This is a genomic window from Hymenobacter chitinivorans DSM 11115, from assembly GCF_002797555.1.
Taxonomy (GTDB): domain Bacteria; phylum Bacteroidota; class Bacteroidia; order Cytophagales; family Hymenobacteraceae; genus Hymenobacter; species Hymenobacter chitinivorans.
This window is the reverse complement of record NZ_PGFA01000004.1, coordinates 416,926-436,763: the sequence shown is the minus strand read 5'-3', so window position 1 is coordinate 436,763 and position 19,838 is coordinate 416,926. Positions and strand designations below refer to the sequence as shown.

Sequence of the window (19,838 nt, the reverse complement as noted above, 5' to 3'; positions counted from 1 at the left end):
CCAGGGCCCCAATTGCCGCGCCCAGAATCGGCAGAAGCGCCCCTACCGACGGGCTTTGCGGGCCCCGCTCCAAAGCCGCGACGCACCAGCCGCCGCCAGGCCGCCGAGCACATACCAGGCCACGGTCATCAGCTGGGTTTGGCGGGTGCGGTTGCTGGGTCCTTCGCCCAGTCCCAGGGGCCCGGGCAGCAGCACCCCACCGATTCCGGCCGCCAAGCCAAGCACTGCCCCCCGGCGCCACGCCCTTTTGCCCCGGCCCACTAGGCTGTAGTAGAGCCCGTTGGAGAGAATGTCGCCGGCCATAGTCAGGTTAAACAGCGTATCGGGGGCGGGCTGGGGCGCATCGGCTTGGTCGAGAATTTTACGCAGCCCCCGCATGCCCAGCACGTCCATGCGGGGGGCGTCGGGCGTGAGGCGGCGGGCCGTTTCGTGAATGGCGGTAAGCACCAGGGCTCCGGCCAGGCCGCTGCCCAGGGCCTGGGGCCAGCGGGCCGATTTTTTCTTCTTCATTGGGCCAACTAAAAATAAGCGGCTATCTGCCGCTGAATGAGGCTTTTCCTCCGTGCAAACGCTAAACCTGGCCCCGGGGTTATGCGGCTAAAAATGACGTTTTGCATAAATTTTTCGGCCCGGCACTTGCGCCTTGTTCATCGGGCTGCCTATCTTTGCCACCCCAACCCGCAAGGTTCGTTGGGAAATGCCTCTTTAGCTCAGTTGGTAGAGCAGCTCATTCGTAATGAGCAGGTCGTTGGTTCGAGTCCAATAAGAGGCTCCCCAAAAAGCCCGCCCCGTCGTTCTGACCGGGCGGGCTTTTTTTATGGTTGCTATGCCGGCTTTAGCGCGGCTGCCAGCTTACACTCAGCCCGGCTCCGCCCCCCGGCTGCCAGGTTGGGCTCATCTGCCACTGCCGGCAAAACTCGCCCGGCTTGCGGCCCCAGCGGTTGCGGTGGCTCAGGTAGGCCAGGTGGGCCGACAGAATCCCGAATCCCGCCCCGGCCAGCACATCCGATTCCCAGTGCTTGTTGTTGAGCATGCGCAACGTACCCACGCCTGCCGCCACGGTATAAGCCCCCACGCCATACCACTGGCTTTTGCCCCGAAGCTCGGCGTGCACAATGCTGGCGGCCAGAAACGCCTGCGCCGTATGACCGGATGGAAATGAATTGTGGGCCGACTCATCGGGGCGCAGCACCCGGGTACTGTACTTTACGGCCGTCACGGCCACGGTCATCAGCAGCTCCGATTTGGCAATAACCAGCAGCGTATTCAGCCGGTCGTCGCGCGACTCAATCCCAAACAGCGTCGTAGCGCCCAGCTCCAGGTAGGGCACGTACTGCAGGTAGTCGTCGACGCGGGTGTGAAAGTTGGGGAAGTGCTCCTGCAGCTGCCGGCGCACGGCATAGCTGCCCACCGGCGTATGGTCGCCCAGCGAGGCAATACCGCCACCTATCAGCAGCAGCGGCACGGCACTGGCCCGCACCAGCTTTTTTTGGTACCAGGCCCGGGCGGGCGGCGCCGTGCCGGGCCGGGGTTCTTCGTACTTGTGCAAGGTATCGGCCGGATTCGACAGCGGAACCTGGGCGCGGCCCACCGACACCGATTCCAGGGCTACCAACAATGCCAGTAGAAAGCGAATTGAAAAAAAGAGCATGAAAACTAGTAGAGGTACCCCAAATGCTGTGCTACTATAAAGGAAAGTAACCGGTGATTTCTGGGTAAATTCTGAAGTTAAACCCAGGGCAAAATGCTTTTTCGGGGAGCACCGGCATTTTGGCCGTTCAAGCAGTAAAAACCGGGCACAAAAAAAGCCGGAGGCACTGCCCCCGGCTTTCTACTAGTCTTAACTACGCTGATTTACAGATTGCCGCTGTAATCGTCGTCGCCCAGGCTCGACGAGGAGCTGGTGTTGGCGCTGCCACTACGGTAGCCCGAGCCCGAGTCTTTGCTTGCAGAGGAAGAGCGGTAGTCCGAGTTGGAGCCCGACGAACGGTAGTCCGAACCGGAATCCGAGCCGTAGCTGGAATCGGCGCCGTAACGGCCGCTGCGGCCCGAGGCGCTGCTGCGGCTGCCCGAGCCATAGCCGCTCAGGTAGTCTTTTTCGCCCGAGCCGTACGATTTACCGGAGCTGTAGTCATTTTCCGACTTGGAACGGTAGCTGCCGCGGTGCGTCGACGATGGCTTGCTGCCCGAGCGCATCGAGAGCCAACCAATGCCGCCGAGCAGCAGGGCGCCGCCCACTACTTTTTGGGTGGTGCTAAGCTTATTTACCTGGTCCAGCGCTTTGGTGCCGAGGTCTTTTACCGACTGCGGAATTTCCTTGCTGCCGTCAAGCCACGACGAGATGTTCATCCACGACTGGCCGTCCTGCTGCTTGTTCTGACCTTGGCTGCGGTTCTGGTCCTGCTCCTGGTTGCGCGACTCGTCACTCATGCTGCCGCTGGTGCGGTTAGCCGACGATTCGGCAGTAGCCGTGCGGGTGTTTGGGGAGCCGCCAACCGAAGAGCTGGAGCTGGAAGTGGCGGCGGAAGTATTTTGAGAGCCGGCAGCGCCCTGCGAAGTAGGCGTGTTCGACTGTTGCGAAGAGGCGTTGGCAGATTTGCTGGTACCGGTAGCGTTGGCACCCGAGGTGGGTTGATTCTGCTTGTTTTCCATGACAAATACGTGGGTTAGTACGGCAAAAAATTCACCTAGCCGGCAGGCTAAGGTGTGTCTCTATTCGTAAACGTTGGCCTTGAGGTTTCATAAAAAACCTCTTTTTATTCCTAATCCGCCGCTTGTAGCACCGCAGAGGCTCAGCTTGGTAGCGTGGCGGGGCGAGCCGCTGGCGGATGCCCCGCGGCTACGGCTTAAGACAACTGGCGGCCAGCCGCCCAGACCGGTAAGCCACGGCACCGGGGGCCTACGGCTCAGCTTGCCGCCGTAACACAACCAAATGCCGGGAGGCTCGTCTTTGCAATGCGGCCCGCCGCAACTCGTTCGTTTTAGCAAATAGAAATCATCCGATGGAAAAGCGTTTTCAGGATAAAGTGTGCTTTGTAACCGGGGCTACTTCCGGCATTGGTCGGGCCACGGCCATGCAGCTGGCCCGGGAAGGAGGCAAAGTGGCAGTATTGGGCCGCAACGCCGAAGAAGGCCGCGAAGTCGTGCGCGACATTAAAGCGGAGCAGGGCGAAGCTATTTTCATCCGCACCGACGTAGGCAAGGACGCCCAGCTGCGGCGGGCCGTGGAGCGCACCTTGGCCACCTGGCAGCGCATCGACGTGCTGATCAACGACGCGGCCATGATGACCTTTGACCCCATCCTCAAGCTCGACCCCAAACAGTGGGATACGCTGATGGCCGTCAACGTGCGAGCCTTTTTCCGGCTCTGCCAGCTCTGCCTGCCCCACATGGATGGCGGCAGCATCGTGGTCATCAGCTCAGTGCACGCCCACCAGACCACGCCCAACGTGGTGCCCTACGCGGCCAGCAAAGGCGCCATCGAAGCCTTTGTGCGCGGCCTGAGCCTGGAAATTCCCCACACCCAGGCCCGCATCAACGCCGTAGCGCCCGGCGCCGTGGACACGCCCATGCTCTGGAGCAACCCCAACGTGAAAAGCGGCAAGGAGAAAATCACCGGCCAGGTCGGCACCCCCGAAGAGCTGGCCGCCGCCATCTGCTTCCTGGCTTCCCCCGAGGCCAACTTCATCAATGGCTCCACCCTGGCCGTCGACGGCGGCCGCCTGGCGGCTCTGTAAGCGGTGAATGAGTGAAATAGTGAATGAGTGAAGTTGTCATTGCGAAGCCAAAGGCTGAAGCAAACCGTCCTTTTACATGTGGAAAGCCCTTTCTCGTTGCTACGGGAAAGGGCTTTCCACATGTAAAAGGCGCAGCACATGTCAGAGGACGGATGGCCGCTGCTTAAGGCCCGGAATGTCCTGCGTCCTCGCAATGACTAAACTTCACTCATTCACTATTTCACTATCTCACCTTCGGCGTGGGGTGGCGCTGGTCGGGGCCGGGCAGGGGCAGGCCGTGGGCGTAGAGCGGGGCGTTTCGCTCCGCGGCTTCACGGGCCTGCACTTCGAAGGGAATGTTGTAGTAGCCGTGCCTGACCCAGTCGCGGAGGTAGCGCCAGAGAAACCCCAGGCGCCCGTGCTCCTGAAACTGGCGGATGTGCTCCATCTCGTGGGCCACCCAGTAGGGGTCGGTCAGAAACTGTTCCCGGGTGGCCCCGCTCAGGTGAATGCTGTTGCCCAGCACCATAGCCACGCTATGCGCTTTGAGCTTGTGGCGGGCAATGCGCGCCAGGGGCGAATTCTCAACAATACGAGGCAGGTTCATAGAGCAAAATCCGAGGGCCGAGTATACGCCTATTCTGGTAGCGCAGTTGCATCAAGCTCAACTATTATTTTGATAATATATTATACTTTATAAAGAACTTTTGGCGATTTTGGGGTAGAAACTAGGACGTTTAAAATTTAATGGCTTAGCTTTAACAAACGGGGAAAGCAGAAACCGTCTGTTTTCAACCCGGATTACCTCTTCAATCGATTCTCTTTTCGGTGGTTTAAGGAACCCAAACCTCACGAAAAACCAAAGTACTTCGGCTTCCCTGCTACCTCGGAAACGGAGATTTTGCCACCCTACGACGGACAATGAAAAACAGTATCCTGTATTGCCTCGCCGCTGCCTCGCTGGCCCTCTCTTTCTTCTTCGAATACGCTCCCGAATCTTCCAATACCTCCGGCACTGCCGCCATCGTGGCCACTGCCTCCTTGCTACCCGACTTCTCGGGTGACAATGGTGACGAAAATCACTCTGTCGTTACCTCCCGCGACTCGCTCGCCTACAGCTACTACTCCCAGACCCTGGGCCTCAAGCTGACCTACAACGAAGACCAGAACCTGCTCCGCACCGTCACCGATTGGATCGGGACCCCCTACCGCTACGGCAGCAACTCCAAGTCGGGTACTGACTGCTCCGGCTTCGTGACCCGCGTTTTCAAAGAAGTTTACGGCATTACACTGCAGCGCAGCTCCCGCTCGATGTTTGAGAAGGTGAAGCGCGTGGGCAAAGACGAGATGCAGAGCGGGGATTTGGTATTCTTCCGCCGCGGCCCCGGTCAGCCCATCTACCACGTGGGTATCTACTTGCAGGATGGCAAATTCGCCCACTCGGCTACCAACGGCGGCGTGATGATCAGCTCCCTGAATCAGGCTTACTACCACCGCAACTTCTACGCCGCCGGCCGCGTAGACCTCAACTAACCGGCCGCCGACCGTACTATCATACAAAAGCCTCGTTCCTCCGAACGGGGCTTTTGTCGTTTCTGGCCTTGGCTACCGGCCAGAATAACCATTTCGCGCCGTAGCAGTATTAGGGCATGTATAGTAATTCGGTGATGGTCAGGCGCCCATTTTGTAGCTTGGCCCCAATTTTACAACCCCTCTCCCCCATGGATAAAAATAACCCCAAAGGCTCGGACATTGCCGGCTCCCCGCTCTTCAAGAAATTCCTTGGCAAAGCCGAGGACTACATCAAACGGCCCACGCGCATCAAGCAGCTGCTGAACGATGCCTACCAGAAGGCCAGTGACAAGAACGACGTGGGTACGATGGCCCACGAAGCCTGGGAAAACCTGCAAATCCTGTTTCGCCTAATTAAGACCTCGGTTTCGGGCGAATACACGGGCCTGCCCACGCCCACCATCATTGCCGCCGTGGCCGTGGTTATCTACTTCCTGAGCCCCATTGACCTGATTCCAGACTTTATTCCGGTGCTGGGCCTGCTCGACGACGTGGCCCTGGTGGCCTGGTTCACCAGTACCCTGACCGGTGAGATGGACAAGTTCAAGGAGTGGGAACGGACCCGCCCGATTGTAGTAACCGAAGCTACCGACATCAAGCCCGGCCCGGCCACGACCATGCAAACCTCGGACGGTACCACGGCCAACTCCGGCCCCAAGCCTGAACATTCCGTGCACCAGACCTCGGACGCTTCCCTGATGGACAGCACCCACGGCCAGGAAAGCTCGGAGTCGACGAAGCGGGCCGGTAAGGTAGACCTGGGCCAGCCCACTAACAGCCGGGTTTCGGACACCGACTCGGGCATTTCTTCCCCCGACAGCAGCAACCCCAACCCCAGCCTGACCGGCCCCACCGACCCCGCTCCTAAAAACGACGTGAAGCCCCACGCCGATGATATTGCCAACCGCGGCGACAGCAGCCGCAACGGCAACGACGGCGCCCTGGATACCGGCGGCAACGTGCGCTAAGCGGCGGCGGTAGCAGTACAAAAAAAGGCTCCCAACGCAGGTTGGGAGCCTTTTTTATGTTATGACACGGAGCGTAGCGGCTACGCGGCCCAGTCGTGGGAGGGCGTGTGCGTGGCCACGTAGGTCACAAAGTCGCCGACGGTGCTCAGGGGCACTTCATCGGGAATGGTGATGTGGAAGTTACGCTCAATCTCGAGGATGATATCCACGACATCTACCGTGTCGAAGCCCAGTTCCCGGCTCAGGTTGCTGCTCACGCGCAAGCGAGTTGGTTTGATGGCTTTACGCTTGCTGATAATGCGCAGCACCTGCTGCTGAATGGATTTGGGGGCGGAAGTCGTTGAAGAACGCATAAGAAACGACGTTGAACCAAAAAGTTAAGGGGGGCCGAGAATGTAGGTTACGCTTCGGCCAACACTTCTCTCCGCACTGGAGAGTCCGTTTCAGTCGAATGGGTTGCAAAGTTGTCTGCCGAGCGGCCGGTTATTTTTTCCCGCAGCTTTTCGCTGATCAGGTACATGACCGGCACAACCAGAAGGGTAATACCCGTGGCAAACACTAGGCCGAAAATGATGGTCCAGGCCAAGGGGCCCCAGAAGGTAACGGACTCACCGCCGATGAAGAAGTGGGCATTGCCGGAAGCAAACAGCTCGTAGAAGTCGATGTTCAGACCAATAGCCAGCGGAATCAGACCCAGCGTGGCGGCCGTAGCCGTCAGGATTACCGGGTTCAGACGGGTGCGGCCGGCCAGTACAATGGCTTCGCGCAGCGGCATGCCCTGGGCCCGCAGAATATCGGTGAATTCGACGAGCAGAATCCCGTTTTTCACCACGATACCGGCCAGGGCAATGATACCCACGCCCGTCATTACGATACTAATGTTCATGCCCGTAATGGCCAGGCCCCAGAACACGCCCGCAATGGAGAACAGGACCTCCGAGAGGATGATGAGCGGCTTGCTGAACGAGTTGAACTGCATCACCAGAATCAGGAAGATGAGGGCCAGAGCGCCCAGACCCGCCATGGGCAGGAAGTCCGTGGTTTCCTTCTGGTCTTCCTCGGCACCGCCCATCTTGATGTTGTAGCCAGCCGGCGTGGGGAAAGACGTCAGCGCCTGCTTGACCTGGGCGGCCACGTCGGGGCCGGTAAAGCCGTTGAGCACGTTCGAGGAGATGGTAATGACTCGCTTGGTGTCCTTGCGTTTGATACCGCCGTAGGTCGAGCCGTAGGTCACGTCGGCAATGGCCGAAATGGGCACCTGGCGCACCTGGCCGGTGGCGTCGCGGAAGGTCAGCGGGGCGTTTACCACGGCGTCCACGTCTTCGCGGTAAGGCTTGGCGTAGCGCACCTGAATCGGGTACTCGTCATCGGGAGTCTTGAATTTGCTGGCTTCCGAGCCGTAAATGGCCGTCCGAACTTCCAGGCCAATCTGGCCCGTGCTGATACCCTCACGGTTGGCACGAGTCCGGTCGATGTTGACGGCAATTTCGGGGTTGCGGTCTTCCAGGTTGGAGCGCAGATCCTCGATACCGGCAATGCGCAGCGAATCCACGTAGCGCTCTACTTTCTTCGAGAGCTTAGCCAGCGTCGGGTAGTCGTCGCCGCTTACTTCGATGGCAATGGGCTTCTGCTGGGGCGGGCCGCTGGCTTCCTGATCCACCGATACTTCGGCGCCGGGAATGCCTTTCACCACCTCCCGGATTTTGTCCATGTAGGTGCTCGTGGCGGGGCCGGTCCGGTCGCTGAGCTCCTTGAAGGCCACGCCCACCTTACCCATGTGCGACTGCGACACGCCCGAGGCCGTAGCTTCGGAAGGGTCGCCGGCGCCGATGGCCACGTTGGTAATCACCGATTCGACGTCGGGGTTATTGTTGCCGATAACGCCATAGATCCGCTTTTCAAGGACGCGCGTCACCGAGTCGGTCACTTCTACGCGGGTACCAACGGGCATCCGCAGGTAGGTGTAGATAAACTTAGGGTCGCCTTTGGGGAAGAAGTCCACCTTGGGGCCACGCATGCCGATGGCAACAAAGGAGCCGATGAAGAGAATAAAGACGCCAACCATCACCAGGACCGGGTGGCCGATAGACCAGCGCACCAGGTTGGCGTAGCCGTTCTGGAAGCGGGGCAGGGCGCGGGTCTGGAACCAGGCAATGACCTTGACGAGCACAAACTTGTCGAGGGCAATGAAGGCGGCCAAAGCCAGGCTCAGGTTACCGAGGAAGTGACCCAGCAAGCCGCTGGCCTCCCCGCCTTCGATGGGTGCCACGGGCTTATCAGCGCCCAGGGCCACCACGTTGAAGATGATACCCAGGGCCACCAGGATTACTTCCGTAATAACGAAGCCACGGGTCAGCTTTGGGCGGCTGTGCAGGTCGTCTTCGAAGTGCTCCTCGCGCTGCATGAAGCTCACGGCAAACACGGGGTTCATGATGAAGGCCACCACCAGGGACGACATCAGCGTGATAATCAGCGTGACGGGCAGGTAGTACATAAACGAGCCCACGATGCCGGGCCAGAACAGCAGCGGCACGAAGGGTGCTACCGTGGTCAGGGTACCAGCCAACACCGGCACGAATACCTCACCGGCCGCGAATTTGGCGGCGTTGGGCGTGCTCAAATCCGGGTGCTCGTGCAGCAGGCGGTGGGTGTTTTCGATTACCACAATGGCGTCATCCACCACGATACCCAGCGCCAGCAGGAAGGCGAAGAGCACAATCATGTTGAGCGAGAAGTCGAAGCCCGGGATAATCAAAAAGGCCAGGAACATCGAAATCGGTACCGACAAGCCCACGAACATAGCGTTGGTGGTGCCCATGAAGAAGAGCAGAATGAAGGTAACCAGCAGGAAGCCGATGATGATGGTGTTGATCAAATCGTGCAGCGTAACGCGGGTGTCGTTCGACGTGTCACCGGTGATGGTGACTTTCAGCTCCTTGGGCAGGGTCTTTTCGGACTCCTTTACCAGGGCCTTGATTTTGTCGGAGGCGTCAATCAGGTTTTCGCCCTGGCGCTTTACCACGTTCAGGGTAACGGCGGGCTTGCCGTCGAGGCGGGCAAACGATTCGCGGTCCTTGAAGCCGTCTTCCACGGTGGCAATGTCACCGAGGCGAATGGCCTGCCCGTTCAGGTTTTTGATCTGGATGTCGGCAATGTCGGCGGCGCGGGCGTACTGCCCGGCCACGCGCACGGCGCGCTTCTGCTGCCCCACGTCGATGGAGCCGCCCGAGACGGTGAGGTTTTCCCCGCCGATGGCGCGGCTGATGTCGGAAAAGCCCAGGCGCGAGGCCCGCAGCTTGTTCAGGTCCACGTCCACGTTCACCTGCTGGTCGAGGGCGCCGATGATGTCGACGCGGGTAATTTCGGGCAGGGCCTCAATCTTGTCCTGGAAGTCGTCGGCCAGCTTTTTGAGCTGGGCGGCGGGCAGGTTGCCGCTGAGGTTGACGTACATAATCGGCTGCTCCGAAATGTTTACCTCCTTCACCGTGGGGGCGGTGGGCAGGTCGTTGGGCAGCTCGGTAGCGGCCTTATCGACGGCGTCCTTGATGAGCTGCTTGGCGTACTGCACGTCCACGCCGGAGTTAAACTCGACGTCCAGAATGCAATAGTCCTGGTTGGAGGTGGAGTTGATTTTCTTCACCCCGTTCACGCTCTTGATTTCTTTCTCGAGCTGGCGGGTCACCAGGTTTTCGATGTCGGCCGGCGAGGTGCCGGGGTACACCGTGGCCACGATGATGCGGGGAATGACGATGTCGGGGAATTTCTCCTTGCCCAGCTTGATGTAGGCAAAAATCCCCGCCACGCACAGCAGCACCGTGATGATGTAGATACTCGTTTTATTATTGATGGACCAACTGGTTGGTCCGAACTCTTTTTCCACGTCCTGCATGGCGGATGGGCAGTTAAATGTGGTAGGATAATGCTAGGGGCACCGGGGGCGGGCAGCCGGCCCGCCTCCCGGGGCGTTACAGGTTTACTACCTGTCCTTCGTTCAGATTCTGATACCCGGCGGAAATCACCTGGTCGTTGGCCGTCAGGCCCTGGGTCACTTCAATTTTACCGTTGTAAGTAGCGCCGGTCTTGATGACGCGCTTGCCGGCCACTTTCTGGCCGTCCTTCTGCTCGACCACAAACACGTAGCTGTTTTGTTCATCCTTCTGCACCAGGTCCACGGGCAATACCATGGCGTTGGCGCGGGTGTAGTTCTGGATGCGCACGGTGGCTACCATGTTGGGGCGCAGCTCGGGCACGGCCTTATTCAACCGGAATTCCACCGAGAAGGTGCGGCTCGTGGGGTTAATCGTGCGGCTGACCACGCGCACCGAAGCCGGCACGTCTTCCCGGCCCAGGTCACCGATGTTGATCAGGGCCTGGTCGCCGACTTTGATCTGGTTGGCGTAGGCTTCGGAGATGTCGGCAATGATTTTGCCGCCGCTGCCGCTGAGCAGGCGCACCACCGGCACGCCGGGGGCACCGTTCTCCCCTACTTTGGCCGGCACATCGTCGACGACGCCGCTAAAGGGCGCTACCACGTTGTACTGGGCCCGCTGCCGCTGCTGGGTCGCCAGGCTGCGCTGCAGCGCGTCGTAATTGTTTTTGGCCTGCAGGTACTGAATTTCGGTACCGATCTGCTGTTTCCAGAGGCGGTCCTGCTTTTCGTACACGATGCGGGCCAGATCGAGGCGGGTGCGCAGCTCGGCAATGCCCGACTCGAGCACCGAGGCGTCCTGGGTGGCCAGCACCTGGCCTTTGCCGACCCGGTCACCACGCTGCACCCGGATGCTGGTCAGCACGCCCGGCACGCGGGGCGACACGTTGGCATTTTCGTCGAAATCAACGCGGCCCTGCACTTCGAGGTAGCTCTTGAAGCTCTCGGGCGCCACTTTGATAACGCTAACGGGCGTCGATTTTACTTCCGTCTTATCGGCGCCGCTGGCCCCGGCTTTGGCTTCCAGTTCGGTAATTTTGGCCTGGTTGGCGGCCTGCTCTTTTTTCAGCTTAGCCAGCTCGGCGGCCGGGTCTTGCTTGCCACCGCAGGAAGCCAGAAAAGCCATTGCCAGCACGGCCGCAGAAGTAGTGTATTTCATGGTAGTGAAGCTATGGGCAAACCTGCCGGGCAGGCTAGCCGAAAAGGAAGGAAGTTTCTGAAGGGAGAAGAACATAAACACGAGCAATTAGCGGCCCAGGGTACCGGCCGCCTTGCCGTAGTCGACTTTGGCCACCAGCGCGTCGTAGAGGGCCGCGTAGTAGTTGGTCTGGGCCTGGCGCAGGTCGGTTTCGGCCGTAATAACCTCCAGGTTGGAGCCGACGCCCTCCTGGAACTTGATTTTGGCGACGCGGGCCACGTTGGTAGCCAGTTCCAGGTTGGCTTTCTGGTTGCCGAGCACGGCCAGCGTGTTTTGCAGGGTCGTGGTGGTTTGGGCCCGCTGCAAGTCGATGCTTTGTTGCAGGGTGGTAAAGCCCTTGTTGACCTGCTCCACGGCCAGCTTGCCCTGCTCGATGCTGTACTTCTTGCGGAAGCCGTCGAACACCGGAATGTTGAGCTGCAGGCCAATGTTGCCGAAGCCAAACCAGTTCTGGTTGATAAAGCCTTTCTCGCTCACCGAGTTGGGGCCGCGAAACTCCATCAGGCCCCCGAAGGTGTTGTCCGAGCCGGTGAAGCCATAGGCTCCCACCAGGTTGAGCGTGGGCAGGTAGCCCGAGCGGCGGTTGCGCACGTCGAGCACGGCTAGGTCGCGCTGGGTTTCGAGCACCGAGTACTCGATGCGGTTGCTGTAGTTGAAGGCGTCGCTGAGGTTGATCAGGCTGCCCCGCTCGGCTTCAATGACGGCCTCGTCGAGGCGGTCGGTGAGCTCCACGGGCTGGCGCTGGTCGAGGCCCATCTGGAATTTGAGCAGGGCCACGCTCAGGTCGATGAGGCGCTGGGCGTTCTGCTGCTCGATCTTGAGGTTGTTGACCTGCACCTGCAGGCGGTCCACGTCGAGCTTTTCCACGAAGCCTTCCTTATAAGTTTGCTTGGTCTGGTAGAGCAGCGTGTCGAGGCGCTGCACGTTGCGCGAGAGCAGGGCCAGCCGCTCGCGGGCTACCAGCGTGCTGTAGTAAGCTTTCGACACCTGCTCCACCACGTCAATTTCGCTTTGCTGGGTTTGCTTTACCGACAGCTCCTTATAAACGTTGGCGGCTTTGAGGCCCAGCAGGTAGGAACCGTTGAAGAGCATCTGCGAAGCCGAAGCGGCGGCGTTGCCGGCGTACTGCAGACCGAAAGCCAGGGGCTGAGGGCCCGTGGCGGGCACGGGCGTGTAGGCCGGGGTCAGGGTTACGGTTTCGCCGCGCTGCACCCGGGCCAGCTGCTCCTGGGTGAGGGTGGTGCCGTTCAGGGTACCGGGGCCGCCGGCAAAGGCGCCGAAATCGACCAGGGACTTCTGCAGCTTCAGGTTGTCGGTCAGGGCCGCCGACACGTTGACCTGAGGCAGGCCGGCCGAGCGAATCTCGCCCACCCGGGCCACGGCAATCTGCTCGTTGATGCGCGTGGCCTGCAGCGTCGACTTGTTCTTTAGGGCGTAGTCAATGGCCTGCTGCAGCGAATACTGCACGGGCGTGGAAGTGGCCACGGGCTGGCCCGTGGAAGGCGTTTGGGCCAGAAGCTGCTGAATACCGATGAAGGCCAGAGCCGCCAGCAGAAACAAGAAGCGAAGCGTATTTTTCATAGGAGCGAAAAACGATAAGCGGAAGGAGTAGAAAGCTCGGGGTCGGGCGGCGCTATTCGGCCGGTTCGGTCACGTTGCGGTATTGATTGATAAGCCGGTGGCCTTTAAGTGTGGAGATGCCCGTCAGGTAGTGCTCAATCATGACCACGTTGACGCGCTGCAGGCCAAACTGCTTGGGCGGAAACACGGTGTTGTTGAACATCAGCTCGATTTCGGCCAAGTGCAGGCGGGCCATTACCTCCACGTCCAGGTCGGGGCGGTACAGGCCTTCTTCCATACCCCGGCGCAGGTTGGCCAGGATTTTCTCCAGGATGAAGGTGTTCTTGTGCTGCTCGAACAGCAGCCAGGCCTGGGGATAGTATTTCTGCAGGTCGTGGAAGATGCTGGGGTGAATGCTGGCCAGCATTTCCTTGTGCCAGGTCACCAAGTTGAACATGGCCTCAATGGCGTTGGAGCCGGTGGCAAAAGCCTGCTCACAATCCACTTCCTCCCGGTTCAGCCGGCCCTGCATCACGGCCAGCACGATTTGGTCTTTATTCTCAAACCATTTGTAGAGGGTCTTTTTAGACATGGCCAGGTGGGTGGCAATGTCGTCCATTGAAACGCTGCGGATGCCGTTACGCATGAACAGCTCGATGGCAGCTACTAAGATCCGGTCCTTGATTTCCATACTCACGCCACAAAGGTACAACGGAAACTTTTAACGACTCCAAAGTTTCCATTATTTTTTTACGATGTAGTTGCATGGATTTCGCGGCCCGCTCCCGGGCTGACGAACGAGTAGCCGGAATACTTTATGCGCCGGCAACTATATTTCTGAAATCCGTGAATGAGTGAACTGGAGAATGAGTGAAGTATTCGATTGGCGCGGCCCTGCGCCGTAGGCTACTTCACTCATTCGCTCATTCACCATTTCACCATTTCGTACCTTGGGGCGTCTGTTTCCCCGCTTACCCATCTTCCCTATCGTATGAAAATCCGCACTGGCTTCGGCTACGACGTGCACCAGCTCCAGGAAGGGCTGCCTTTCTGGCTCGGTGGCATTCAGGTGCCCCACACCCACGGCGCCCTGGGCCATTCCGACGCCGACGTGCTCATTCACGTTATCTGCGACGCGCTGCTGGGCGCGGCCAACCTGCGCGACATTGGCTTCCACTTCCCCGACACCGACCCGCAGTACAAGGGCATCGACAGCAAGCGGCTGCTGGCCGAGGTGATGCGCCTGCTGCGCGAGCGGGGCTACAGCATTGGCAACATCGACTCCACCATCTGCCTGGAGGCGCCCAAGGTGAATCCCCACATTGCCCAAATGCAGCAAGTGCTGGCCGAGGTGATGCAAATTCCCGCGGAAGACATTTCCATCAAGGCCACCACCACCGAAAAGCTCGGCTTCGTGGGCAAGCGCGAAGGCGTGGCCGCCTACGCCAGCGTCCTGATCATGCAACCCTAGCGGTGAAATGGTGAGATTGTGAACTGGTGAGTTGTTAGGTTCGCCTTGCGCAAACCACACTACCCGCACGACAACTCACCAGTTCACAATCTCACCACCTCACCTTTATATGAAGAAAACCTCCCTTTACACGTTGCTGCTGGCGGCGTGCTGCGCTACGAGTGCCGTGGCCCAGCAGGCGCCGGAGAAAGTGAAAGTCAAGACCAAGCGCGGCAAGACCGAAAGCCCGGCCGCTACCACGCCCGCCGAGATAGTGCCGCCGGCCCCCAAGCTGCCCCCGCAGGAAGCCGACTGGGCTTTCGTGTATGGCAGCAGCATCACCCAGGCCGACCTGCGCGAGCACCTCACCGTGCTGGCTTCGGATGCCTACGAGGGCCGCGAAACCGGCGAGAAAGGCCAGAAAATGGCCGCCGACTACATTGCCAACCAGTTTAAGAGCCTGGGCCTGACCGGGCCCGTGCAAGGCTCCGACAACCCCTACCTGCAGCACTTCACGATGGAGCGCTCCGTCTGGACCGGCGACGCGACGCTGAAAGTGGGCGGGCAAACCTACAAGTGGCTGACCGACTTTTACGCCTACGGCAGCTCCCCGTTCCAGACCGAAACGAGCGTGCAGCCCGTGTTTGCCGGCTACGGCATTGAGCAGGACGGCTACTCCGATTACACCGGCCTCGACGTGAAGGGCAAGGACGTCATTGTGCTGCTCGGGGAGCCCATGAACGGCGAGGGCAAGCCCCTGCTGGGCAAAGACGGGCAGGGCAGCAAGTGGGGCATGGACTTCCGGGCCAAGGCCACCAAAGCCGCCGAGAAAGGCGCCCGCAGCGTATTTTTCGTGGACGCCACGCCCGGCGGCTTCGCCAAGTCGGTGGCCCGCATGACGCCCTACATGAGCCGGCCCACGGTTAGCTTCCTCGACAGCAAGGAAACGGCCCGCGCGGCCTTCTTCGTCTCGCCGGCGGTGGCCTACAAGATGCTGGGCACCACGGCCGCCAACCTGACCAAGTATCAGGGCAGCGTGAGCAAAGCCGGCAAACCGGTGGCCAACGCCTTCAAGCCCGTTAAGATTACCATTAAAGCCCCCAAGAAGAAAAGCCAGTTTACGACCGAAAACGTGCTGGGCTTTCTGGAAGGCACCGACAAAAAGGACGAAATCCTGGTCGTGTCGGCCCACTTCGACCATATCGGCATCATTGGCGGGCAGGTGCACAACGGGGCCGACGACGACGGCTCGGGCACGGTATCGGTGCTGGAGTTGGCCCAGGCCTTCACCAAGGCCAAAGCCGAAGGCCACCCCTCGCGCCGCAGCATCCTGTTCTTGACCGTAACCGGGGAGGAAAAGGGCCTGCTGGGCTCGGAGTACTACACCGACCACCCCATTTTCCCGCTGGAGCGCACCATTGCCGACCTCAACATCGACATGGTGGGCCGCACCGACAAGGAGCACGAAGGCAAGGGCGACTATATCTACGTCATCGGCTCCGACAAGCTGTCCTCTGAGCTGCACCGCATCAACGAGGAAGCCAACCAGAAGTACACCCAGATTGGGCTCGACTACAAGTACAACGACCCCGAAGACCCGAACCGCTTCTACTACCGCTCCGACCACTATAACTTCGCCAAGCACAAGATTCCGGTGGCCTTTTTCTTCAACGGCGTGCACGACGACTACCACGGCCCGGGCGACGAAGTAGAGAAGATTGAGTTTCCGAAGATGGAAAAGCGGGCCCGCCTCGTGTTCTACACCGCCTGGGAGCTGGCCAACCGCGAGCAGCGCATCGTGGTCGACTCGAACAAGCCGTAGGCTGATTGTTCCTGGCTGATTATTGAATGGCTGATTGCCGCCGCTCTTTCCGGGCCCGGCAGTCAGCCATTTTGTTTTGCGGGCGCGCTACGGCGGCTTGCTGGTTCCCCTACCTTTGGGGCCGATATGACAAAACCATTTCTTTCCGGCCTGCTGCTCGCGGCGGCCCTGGCCGGCGCCGGCACCCCGGCCGTGGCCCAAAAAACCAAGGTCAAAACCAAAGTGAAGGCCGAGGCCCCGGCTCCCGCGCCGGAAGCTGCCCCCACCGATTGGTCGGTGACCTACGCCAACACCATCACGGCCGAGGACCTGCGCAAGCACCTCACGGTACTGGCTTCGGATGCCTACGAAGGCCGCGAAACCGGCGAGAAAGGTCAGAAAATGGCCGCCCAGTACCTGGCCGAGCAGTTTCAGGCCCTGGGCCTGACCGGGCCCGTGCCCAATTCCGACAACCCGTTTATCCAGCACTTTACCCTGGAGCGCAGCCGCTGGGACTTGCCCAACATGAAGCTGCAGCTGGGCAAAAAGCAGTACCAGTGGCTGGAAGACTACTTCTCGACCAGTGACTCGCCGTTTGGGCAGGAAACCGCGCTGCAGCCCGTCTTCGTGGGTTACGGCATCGAGCAGGGCGCCTACTCCGACTACGCCGGCCTCGACGTGACGGGCAAGGACATTGTGGTGCTGCTCGGGGAGCCCCTGAAAGACGGCAAGCCCCTGCTCGACGCCGGCAGCGGCCCGAGCAAGTGGAGCACCGATTCCCGGGCCAAAACCGCCCTGGCCACCCAGAAAGGCGCCCGCAGCGTGTTTTTCATCAACCCCGACGCGGCCAAGTTCACCCAGAGCCTGACCCGCTTTAAGCCCTATCTGAGTCAGCCGCGGATGAGCATGCTGGGGCAGGCCAAAGGGCTGCAGCCCCCGCGGGCGGCCACGTTTTTCGTCTCGACGCCGGTGGGCTACGAGCTGCTGGGCACCTCGGCCGAAGGGGTAGCCAAGTACCAGGCGGCCGTGGCAGCGGCCGGCAAGCCGGTGAAGTCGCCCTTTAAGCCCGGCAAACTGCTGGTGCGGGCCCCGCGCAAGTCCGAAACGTTTGCGACCGAAAACGTCATGGGCTTTCTGGAGGGCTCCGATAAAAAAGAGGAAGTGCTGGTCATGTCGGCCCACTACGACCACCTGGGCATCCGGGACGGCAAGGTCTTCAACGGGGCCGACGACGACGGCTCGGGCACGGTGTCGGTGCTGGAGCAGGCCGAGGCTTTCACCAAGGCCAAAGCCGAAGGCCACGGCCCGCGGCGCAGCATCCTGTTCCTGGCCGTGACGGGTGAGGAAGAAGGTTTGTTCGGCTCGGAGTTTTACACCGACAACCCGGTTATTCCGCTGGAGCGTACCATCGTGGATTTGAACATGGACATGGTGGGCCGCACCGACCAGAACCACAAGGCCGGCGACCAGTACGTGAGTTTGGTGGGCTCCGACAAGCTGAGCTCCGAGCTGCACGCCATCAACGAGCAGATGAACCAACGCTACACCCAGCTGGAGCTCGACTACCGTTACAACGACCCCAAAGACCCCGAGCGGGTGTATTACCGCTCCGACCACTACAACTTCGCCAAGCACAAAATCCCGGTGATTTTCTACACCACCGGCGACCATGCCGACTACCACCAGGAAACCGACGAGGTCGACAAGATTGAGTTTCCCTTGATGACCAAGCGCAACCACCTGGTGTTTCACACGGCCTGGGAATTGGCCAACCGGGAGCAGCGCATCGTGGTAGATTCCAACAAGCCGTAATTCCGGCCTGCTTTTAGCCAGCCCCGGGCTTGGCTATCGGCGCCCGGTTTGGTTCTTGCTCCGAGGTAGGGCAAAAGCCAAACCGGGCGCCGCTTTTTTTACCCTCTCTCCTGCCCCTCGCGCGTGAAAAGATTTCTACTCCTTCCTCTGCTGGCGGCTGCCGTGGCGGGGCCCGCCGCGGCCCAGCCGAGTGCCCCCGCCGCCAAGTCGGCCCCCAGTCCGGCGCTGCCGTATTCGGCCCTGATTACGCCCGCGCTCTTGCGCCAGCACCTCACCGAGCTGGCTTCGGATGCCTACGAGGGCCGCGAAACCGGGCGCCCGGGCCAGGCCAAGGCCGCCCAGTACCTGGCCCGGCAGTTTGAGCAGCTAGGTTTGCGCGGGCCGGTCAGCGGGGGCGTCAGCGCGTTTCAGCAGCCATTTGGGCTGGTAAGCACGACGCCCACGGCCCAGGAAAAAATCAGGGTGGGCGCCACGCAGTTTGTGCACCTGCGCGACTTTGTCCGGTTTGGCCCGTCGATGTTTGTGCAGAGCCCGGCCCCGGCCGACCCCGTGTTTATGGGCTACGGCATCGAAACCGACACTTACAGCGACTACGCCAGCGGCCCCGACGTGCGCGGCCGCGACGTAATCGTGCTGGACGGTGAGCCGACGGATGCGTTTGGCAGCAGCTTCCTTTCCACTACCCCCCTGACGGGGGAATGGGCGTCGCCGTTTCGGAAGGCCGCCCTGGCCCGCGACAAGGGCGCCCGCAGCATTCTGGTGGTGACGGGCGCCAAGCCGACTGAGCTCTACGCTTACGCCCAGCCGCTGGCCGCCGCCCTGGCCGAGCCCACGTACTCGCTCACGGCCCCGGTGCCGCAGCCCGCCGAGCTGCAGCAGCTAATGGAAGAGCCCCCGGCCGGTATCAGCTGCTTTATTACCACCGCCCAGGTCGGCGTAGCGCTGCTGCACACCACCCCGGCTCTGCTGCGGCGCTACCGACAGGACTGCTACCGCCTCCGCAAGCCCGCGCCGGCCAGCTTCCAGCCGCCGGCTGTCACCGTCGAGCTGCCCCAGAAGCGCGAGGAGTTGACTTCGACCAACGTGCTGGGCTTTCTGGAGGGCACCGACAAAAAGGATGAAATCCTGGTCGTGTCGGCCCATTATGACCACGTGGGCGTGCAGCACGACACGATTTATAACGGCGCCGATGATGACGGCTCGGGCACCTCGGCCGTGCTGGCCCTGGCCCGGGCTTTTACCCAGGCCACAGCCGATGGCCACGGCCCGCGGCGCAGCATTCTGTTTTTGCTGAATTCGGGCGAGGAAAAAGGTCTGCTGGGCTCGGAGTACTACGCCGGCCACCCCGTTTTCCCGCTGAGCCAGACCATTGCTGACCTCAACATCGACATGGTAGGCCGCACCGACAAGGTCCACCAGGGCAAGCCCGACTACCTGTATCTGATTGGCTCTAACCGCCTGAGTACCGAGCTGCACACGCTCAGCGAGGCCACCAACGCCCAGTACTCTCACCTGGGCCTCGACTACACCTACAACGACCCCAACGACCCCGAGCAGCTCTACTACCGCTCCGACCACTACAACTTCGCCCGCCACCGTATCCCGATTATTTTTTACACCAGCGGCTTGCACGCGGACTACCACAAGGCTACCGACGACGTGGACAAGATTGAGTTTGACCGGCTGGCCGAACGCACTCAGCTCGTGTTCTTTACGGCCTGGGAGCTGGCCAACCGCGAAAAGCGCCCGAGCCTGAACGCTACCCGGCCATAATTCGGCCGAAAGTTGGGGGTCGGGGCGGCAGATGGGGCATAAAGACGCGGATGGCTGGCT

At 60.6% G+C, this 19,838-nt stretch carries 15 protein-coding genes, 1 tRNA gene and 1 pseudogene; 8 read left to right on the top strand and 9 right to left on the bottom strand.

The window, feature by feature from the left end; all coding sequences use genetic code 11:
• Positions 1-42: 42 nt before the first annotated feature.
• Entirely contained in the window at positions 43-510 is a 468-nt protein-coding gene (locus CLV45_RS21830; RefSeq protein ID WP_100338606.1) for a hypothetical protein, read from the bottom strand.
• Positions 511-699: 189 nt separating this feature from the next.
• Between CLV45_RS21830 and CLV45_RS21825 the strand changes: the two genes are divergently transcribed.
• Positions 700-772 (top strand) — tRNA-Thr (locus tag CLV45_RS21825).
• A gap of 63 nt (positions 773-835) precedes the next feature.
• Here CLV45_RS21825 and CLV45_RS21820 read toward each other — a convergent pair.
• Both CLV45_RS21820 and CLV45_RS21815 read right to left on the bottom strand, forming a co-directional pair.
• Positions 836-1,651, bottom strand: a complete 816-nt coding sequence (locus CLV45_RS21820) for a phosphatase PAP2 family protein (RefSeq protein WP_100338605.1) — start codon at positions 1,649-1,651, stop codon at positions 836-838.
• A gap of 203 nt (positions 1,652-1,854) precedes the next feature.
• Complete coding sequence (locus CLV45_RS21815; RefSeq protein ID WP_100338604.1) at positions 1,855-2,652, bottom strand: hypothetical protein; 798 nt, start codon at positions 2,650-2,652, stop codon at positions 1,855-1,857.
• Between the two features lie 350 nt (positions 2,653-3,002).
• On the opposite strand from CLV45_RS21815, the gene CLV45_RS21810 reads away from it, so the two are divergent.
• Positions 3,003-3,737: an SDR family NAD(P)-dependent oxidoreductase gene (locus CLV45_RS21810; protein ID WP_100338603.1), complete on the top strand. Its 735-nt coding sequence runs from the start codon at positions 3,003-3,005 to the stop codon at positions 3,735-3,737.
• Between the two features lie 223 nt (positions 3,738-3,960).
• On the opposite strand, the gene CLV45_RS21805 is transcribed toward CLV45_RS21810, so the two are convergent.
• Entirely contained in the window at positions 3,961-4,323 is a 363-nt protein-coding gene (locus CLV45_RS21805; RefSeq protein ID WP_100338602.1) for a hypothetical protein, read from the bottom strand.
• Positions 4,324-4,637: 314 nt separating this feature from the next.
• Between CLV45_RS21805 and CLV45_RS21800 the strand changes: the two genes are divergently transcribed.
• Positions 4,638-5,249, top strand: coding sequence for a C40 family peptidase (locus CLV45_RS21800; RefSeq protein ID WP_100338601.1), 612 nt, complete (start codon positions 4,638-4,640; stop codon positions 5,247-5,249).
• Between the two features lie 116 nt (positions 5,250-5,365).
• Positions 5,366-5,791, top strand: a pseudogene (locus CLV45_RS25570) (YkvA family protein); the annotation flags it as partial.
• A 545-nt stretch (positions 5,792-6,336) separates the two neighbouring features.
• Here the strand turns inward: CLV45_RS25570 and CLV45_RS21790 are convergent.
• The 5 genes from CLV45_RS21790 to CLV45_RS21770 all read right to left on the bottom strand — a co-directional run bounded on the left by CLV45_RS21790 (position 6,337) and on the right by CLV45_RS21770 (position 13,633).
• Positions 6,337-6,609 carry an acyl carrier protein gene (locus tag CLV45_RS21790; protein WP_100338599.1) on the bottom strand — a complete coding sequence of 91 codons (273 nt, stop codon included), beginning with the start codon at positions 6,607-6,609 and terminating at the stop codon, positions 6,337-6,339.
• A 47-nt stretch (positions 6,610-6,656) separates the two neighbouring features.
• Positions 6,657-10,145: an efflux RND transporter permease subunit gene (locus tag CLV45_RS21785; protein WP_100338598.1), complete on the bottom strand. Its 3,489-nt coding sequence runs from the start codon at positions 10,143-10,145 to the stop codon at positions 6,657-6,659.
• A gap of 76 nt (positions 10,146-10,221) precedes the next feature.
• Positions 10,222-11,343, bottom strand: coding sequence for an efflux RND transporter periplasmic adaptor subunit (locus CLV45_RS21780; RefSeq protein WP_100338597.1), 1,122 nt, complete (start codon positions 11,341-11,343; stop codon positions 10,222-10,224).
• Between the two features lie 87 nt (positions 11,344-11,430).
• Positions 11,431-12,963 (bottom strand): TolC family protein, encoded by a 1,533-nt coding sequence (locus tag CLV45_RS21775; protein ID WP_100338596.1) that lies wholly within the window; start codon positions 12,961-12,963, stop codon positions 11,431-11,433.
• A gap of 52 nt (positions 12,964-13,015) precedes the next feature.
• Positions 13,016-13,633, bottom strand: a complete 618-nt coding sequence (locus tag CLV45_RS21770; RefSeq protein ID WP_100338595.1) for a TetR/AcrR family transcriptional regulator — start codon at positions 13,631-13,633, stop codon at positions 13,016-13,018.
• Between the two features lie 300 nt (positions 13,634-13,933).
• On the opposite strand from CLV45_RS21770, the gene ispF reads away from it, so the two are divergent.
• The 4 genes from ispF to CLV45_RS21750 all read left to right on the top strand — a co-directional run bounded on the left by ispF (position 13,934) and on the right by CLV45_RS21750 (position 19,778).
• Positions 13,934-14,413 (top strand): 2-C-methyl-D-erythritol 2,4-cyclodiphosphate synthase, encoded by a 480-nt coding sequence (ispF, locus tag CLV45_RS21765; RefSeq protein ID WP_100338594.1) that lies wholly within the window; start codon positions 13,934-13,936, stop codon positions 14,411-14,413.
• A gap of 109 nt (positions 14,414-14,522) precedes the next feature.
• On the top strand, positions 14,523-16,214 hold the full coding sequence (locus CLV45_RS21760; protein ID WP_100338593.1) for a M28 family peptidase: 1,692 nt from the start codon (positions 14,523-14,525) through the stop codon (positions 16,212-16,214).
• A gap of 126 nt (positions 16,215-16,340) precedes the next feature.
• Positions 16,341-18,005 (top strand): M28 family peptidase, encoded by a 1,665-nt coding sequence (locus CLV45_RS21755; protein WP_100338592.1) that lies wholly within the window; start codon positions 16,341-16,343, stop codon positions 18,003-18,005.
• Between the two features lie 123 nt (positions 18,006-18,128).
• The gene (locus CLV45_RS21750) at positions 18,129-19,778 is read left to right on the top strand and encodes a M28 family peptidase (protein WP_157807725.1); all 1,650 of its coding nucleotides are present in this window, start codon (positions 18,129-18,131) and stop codon (positions 19,776-19,778) included.
• Positions 19,779-19,838 lie beyond the last annotated feature (60 nt).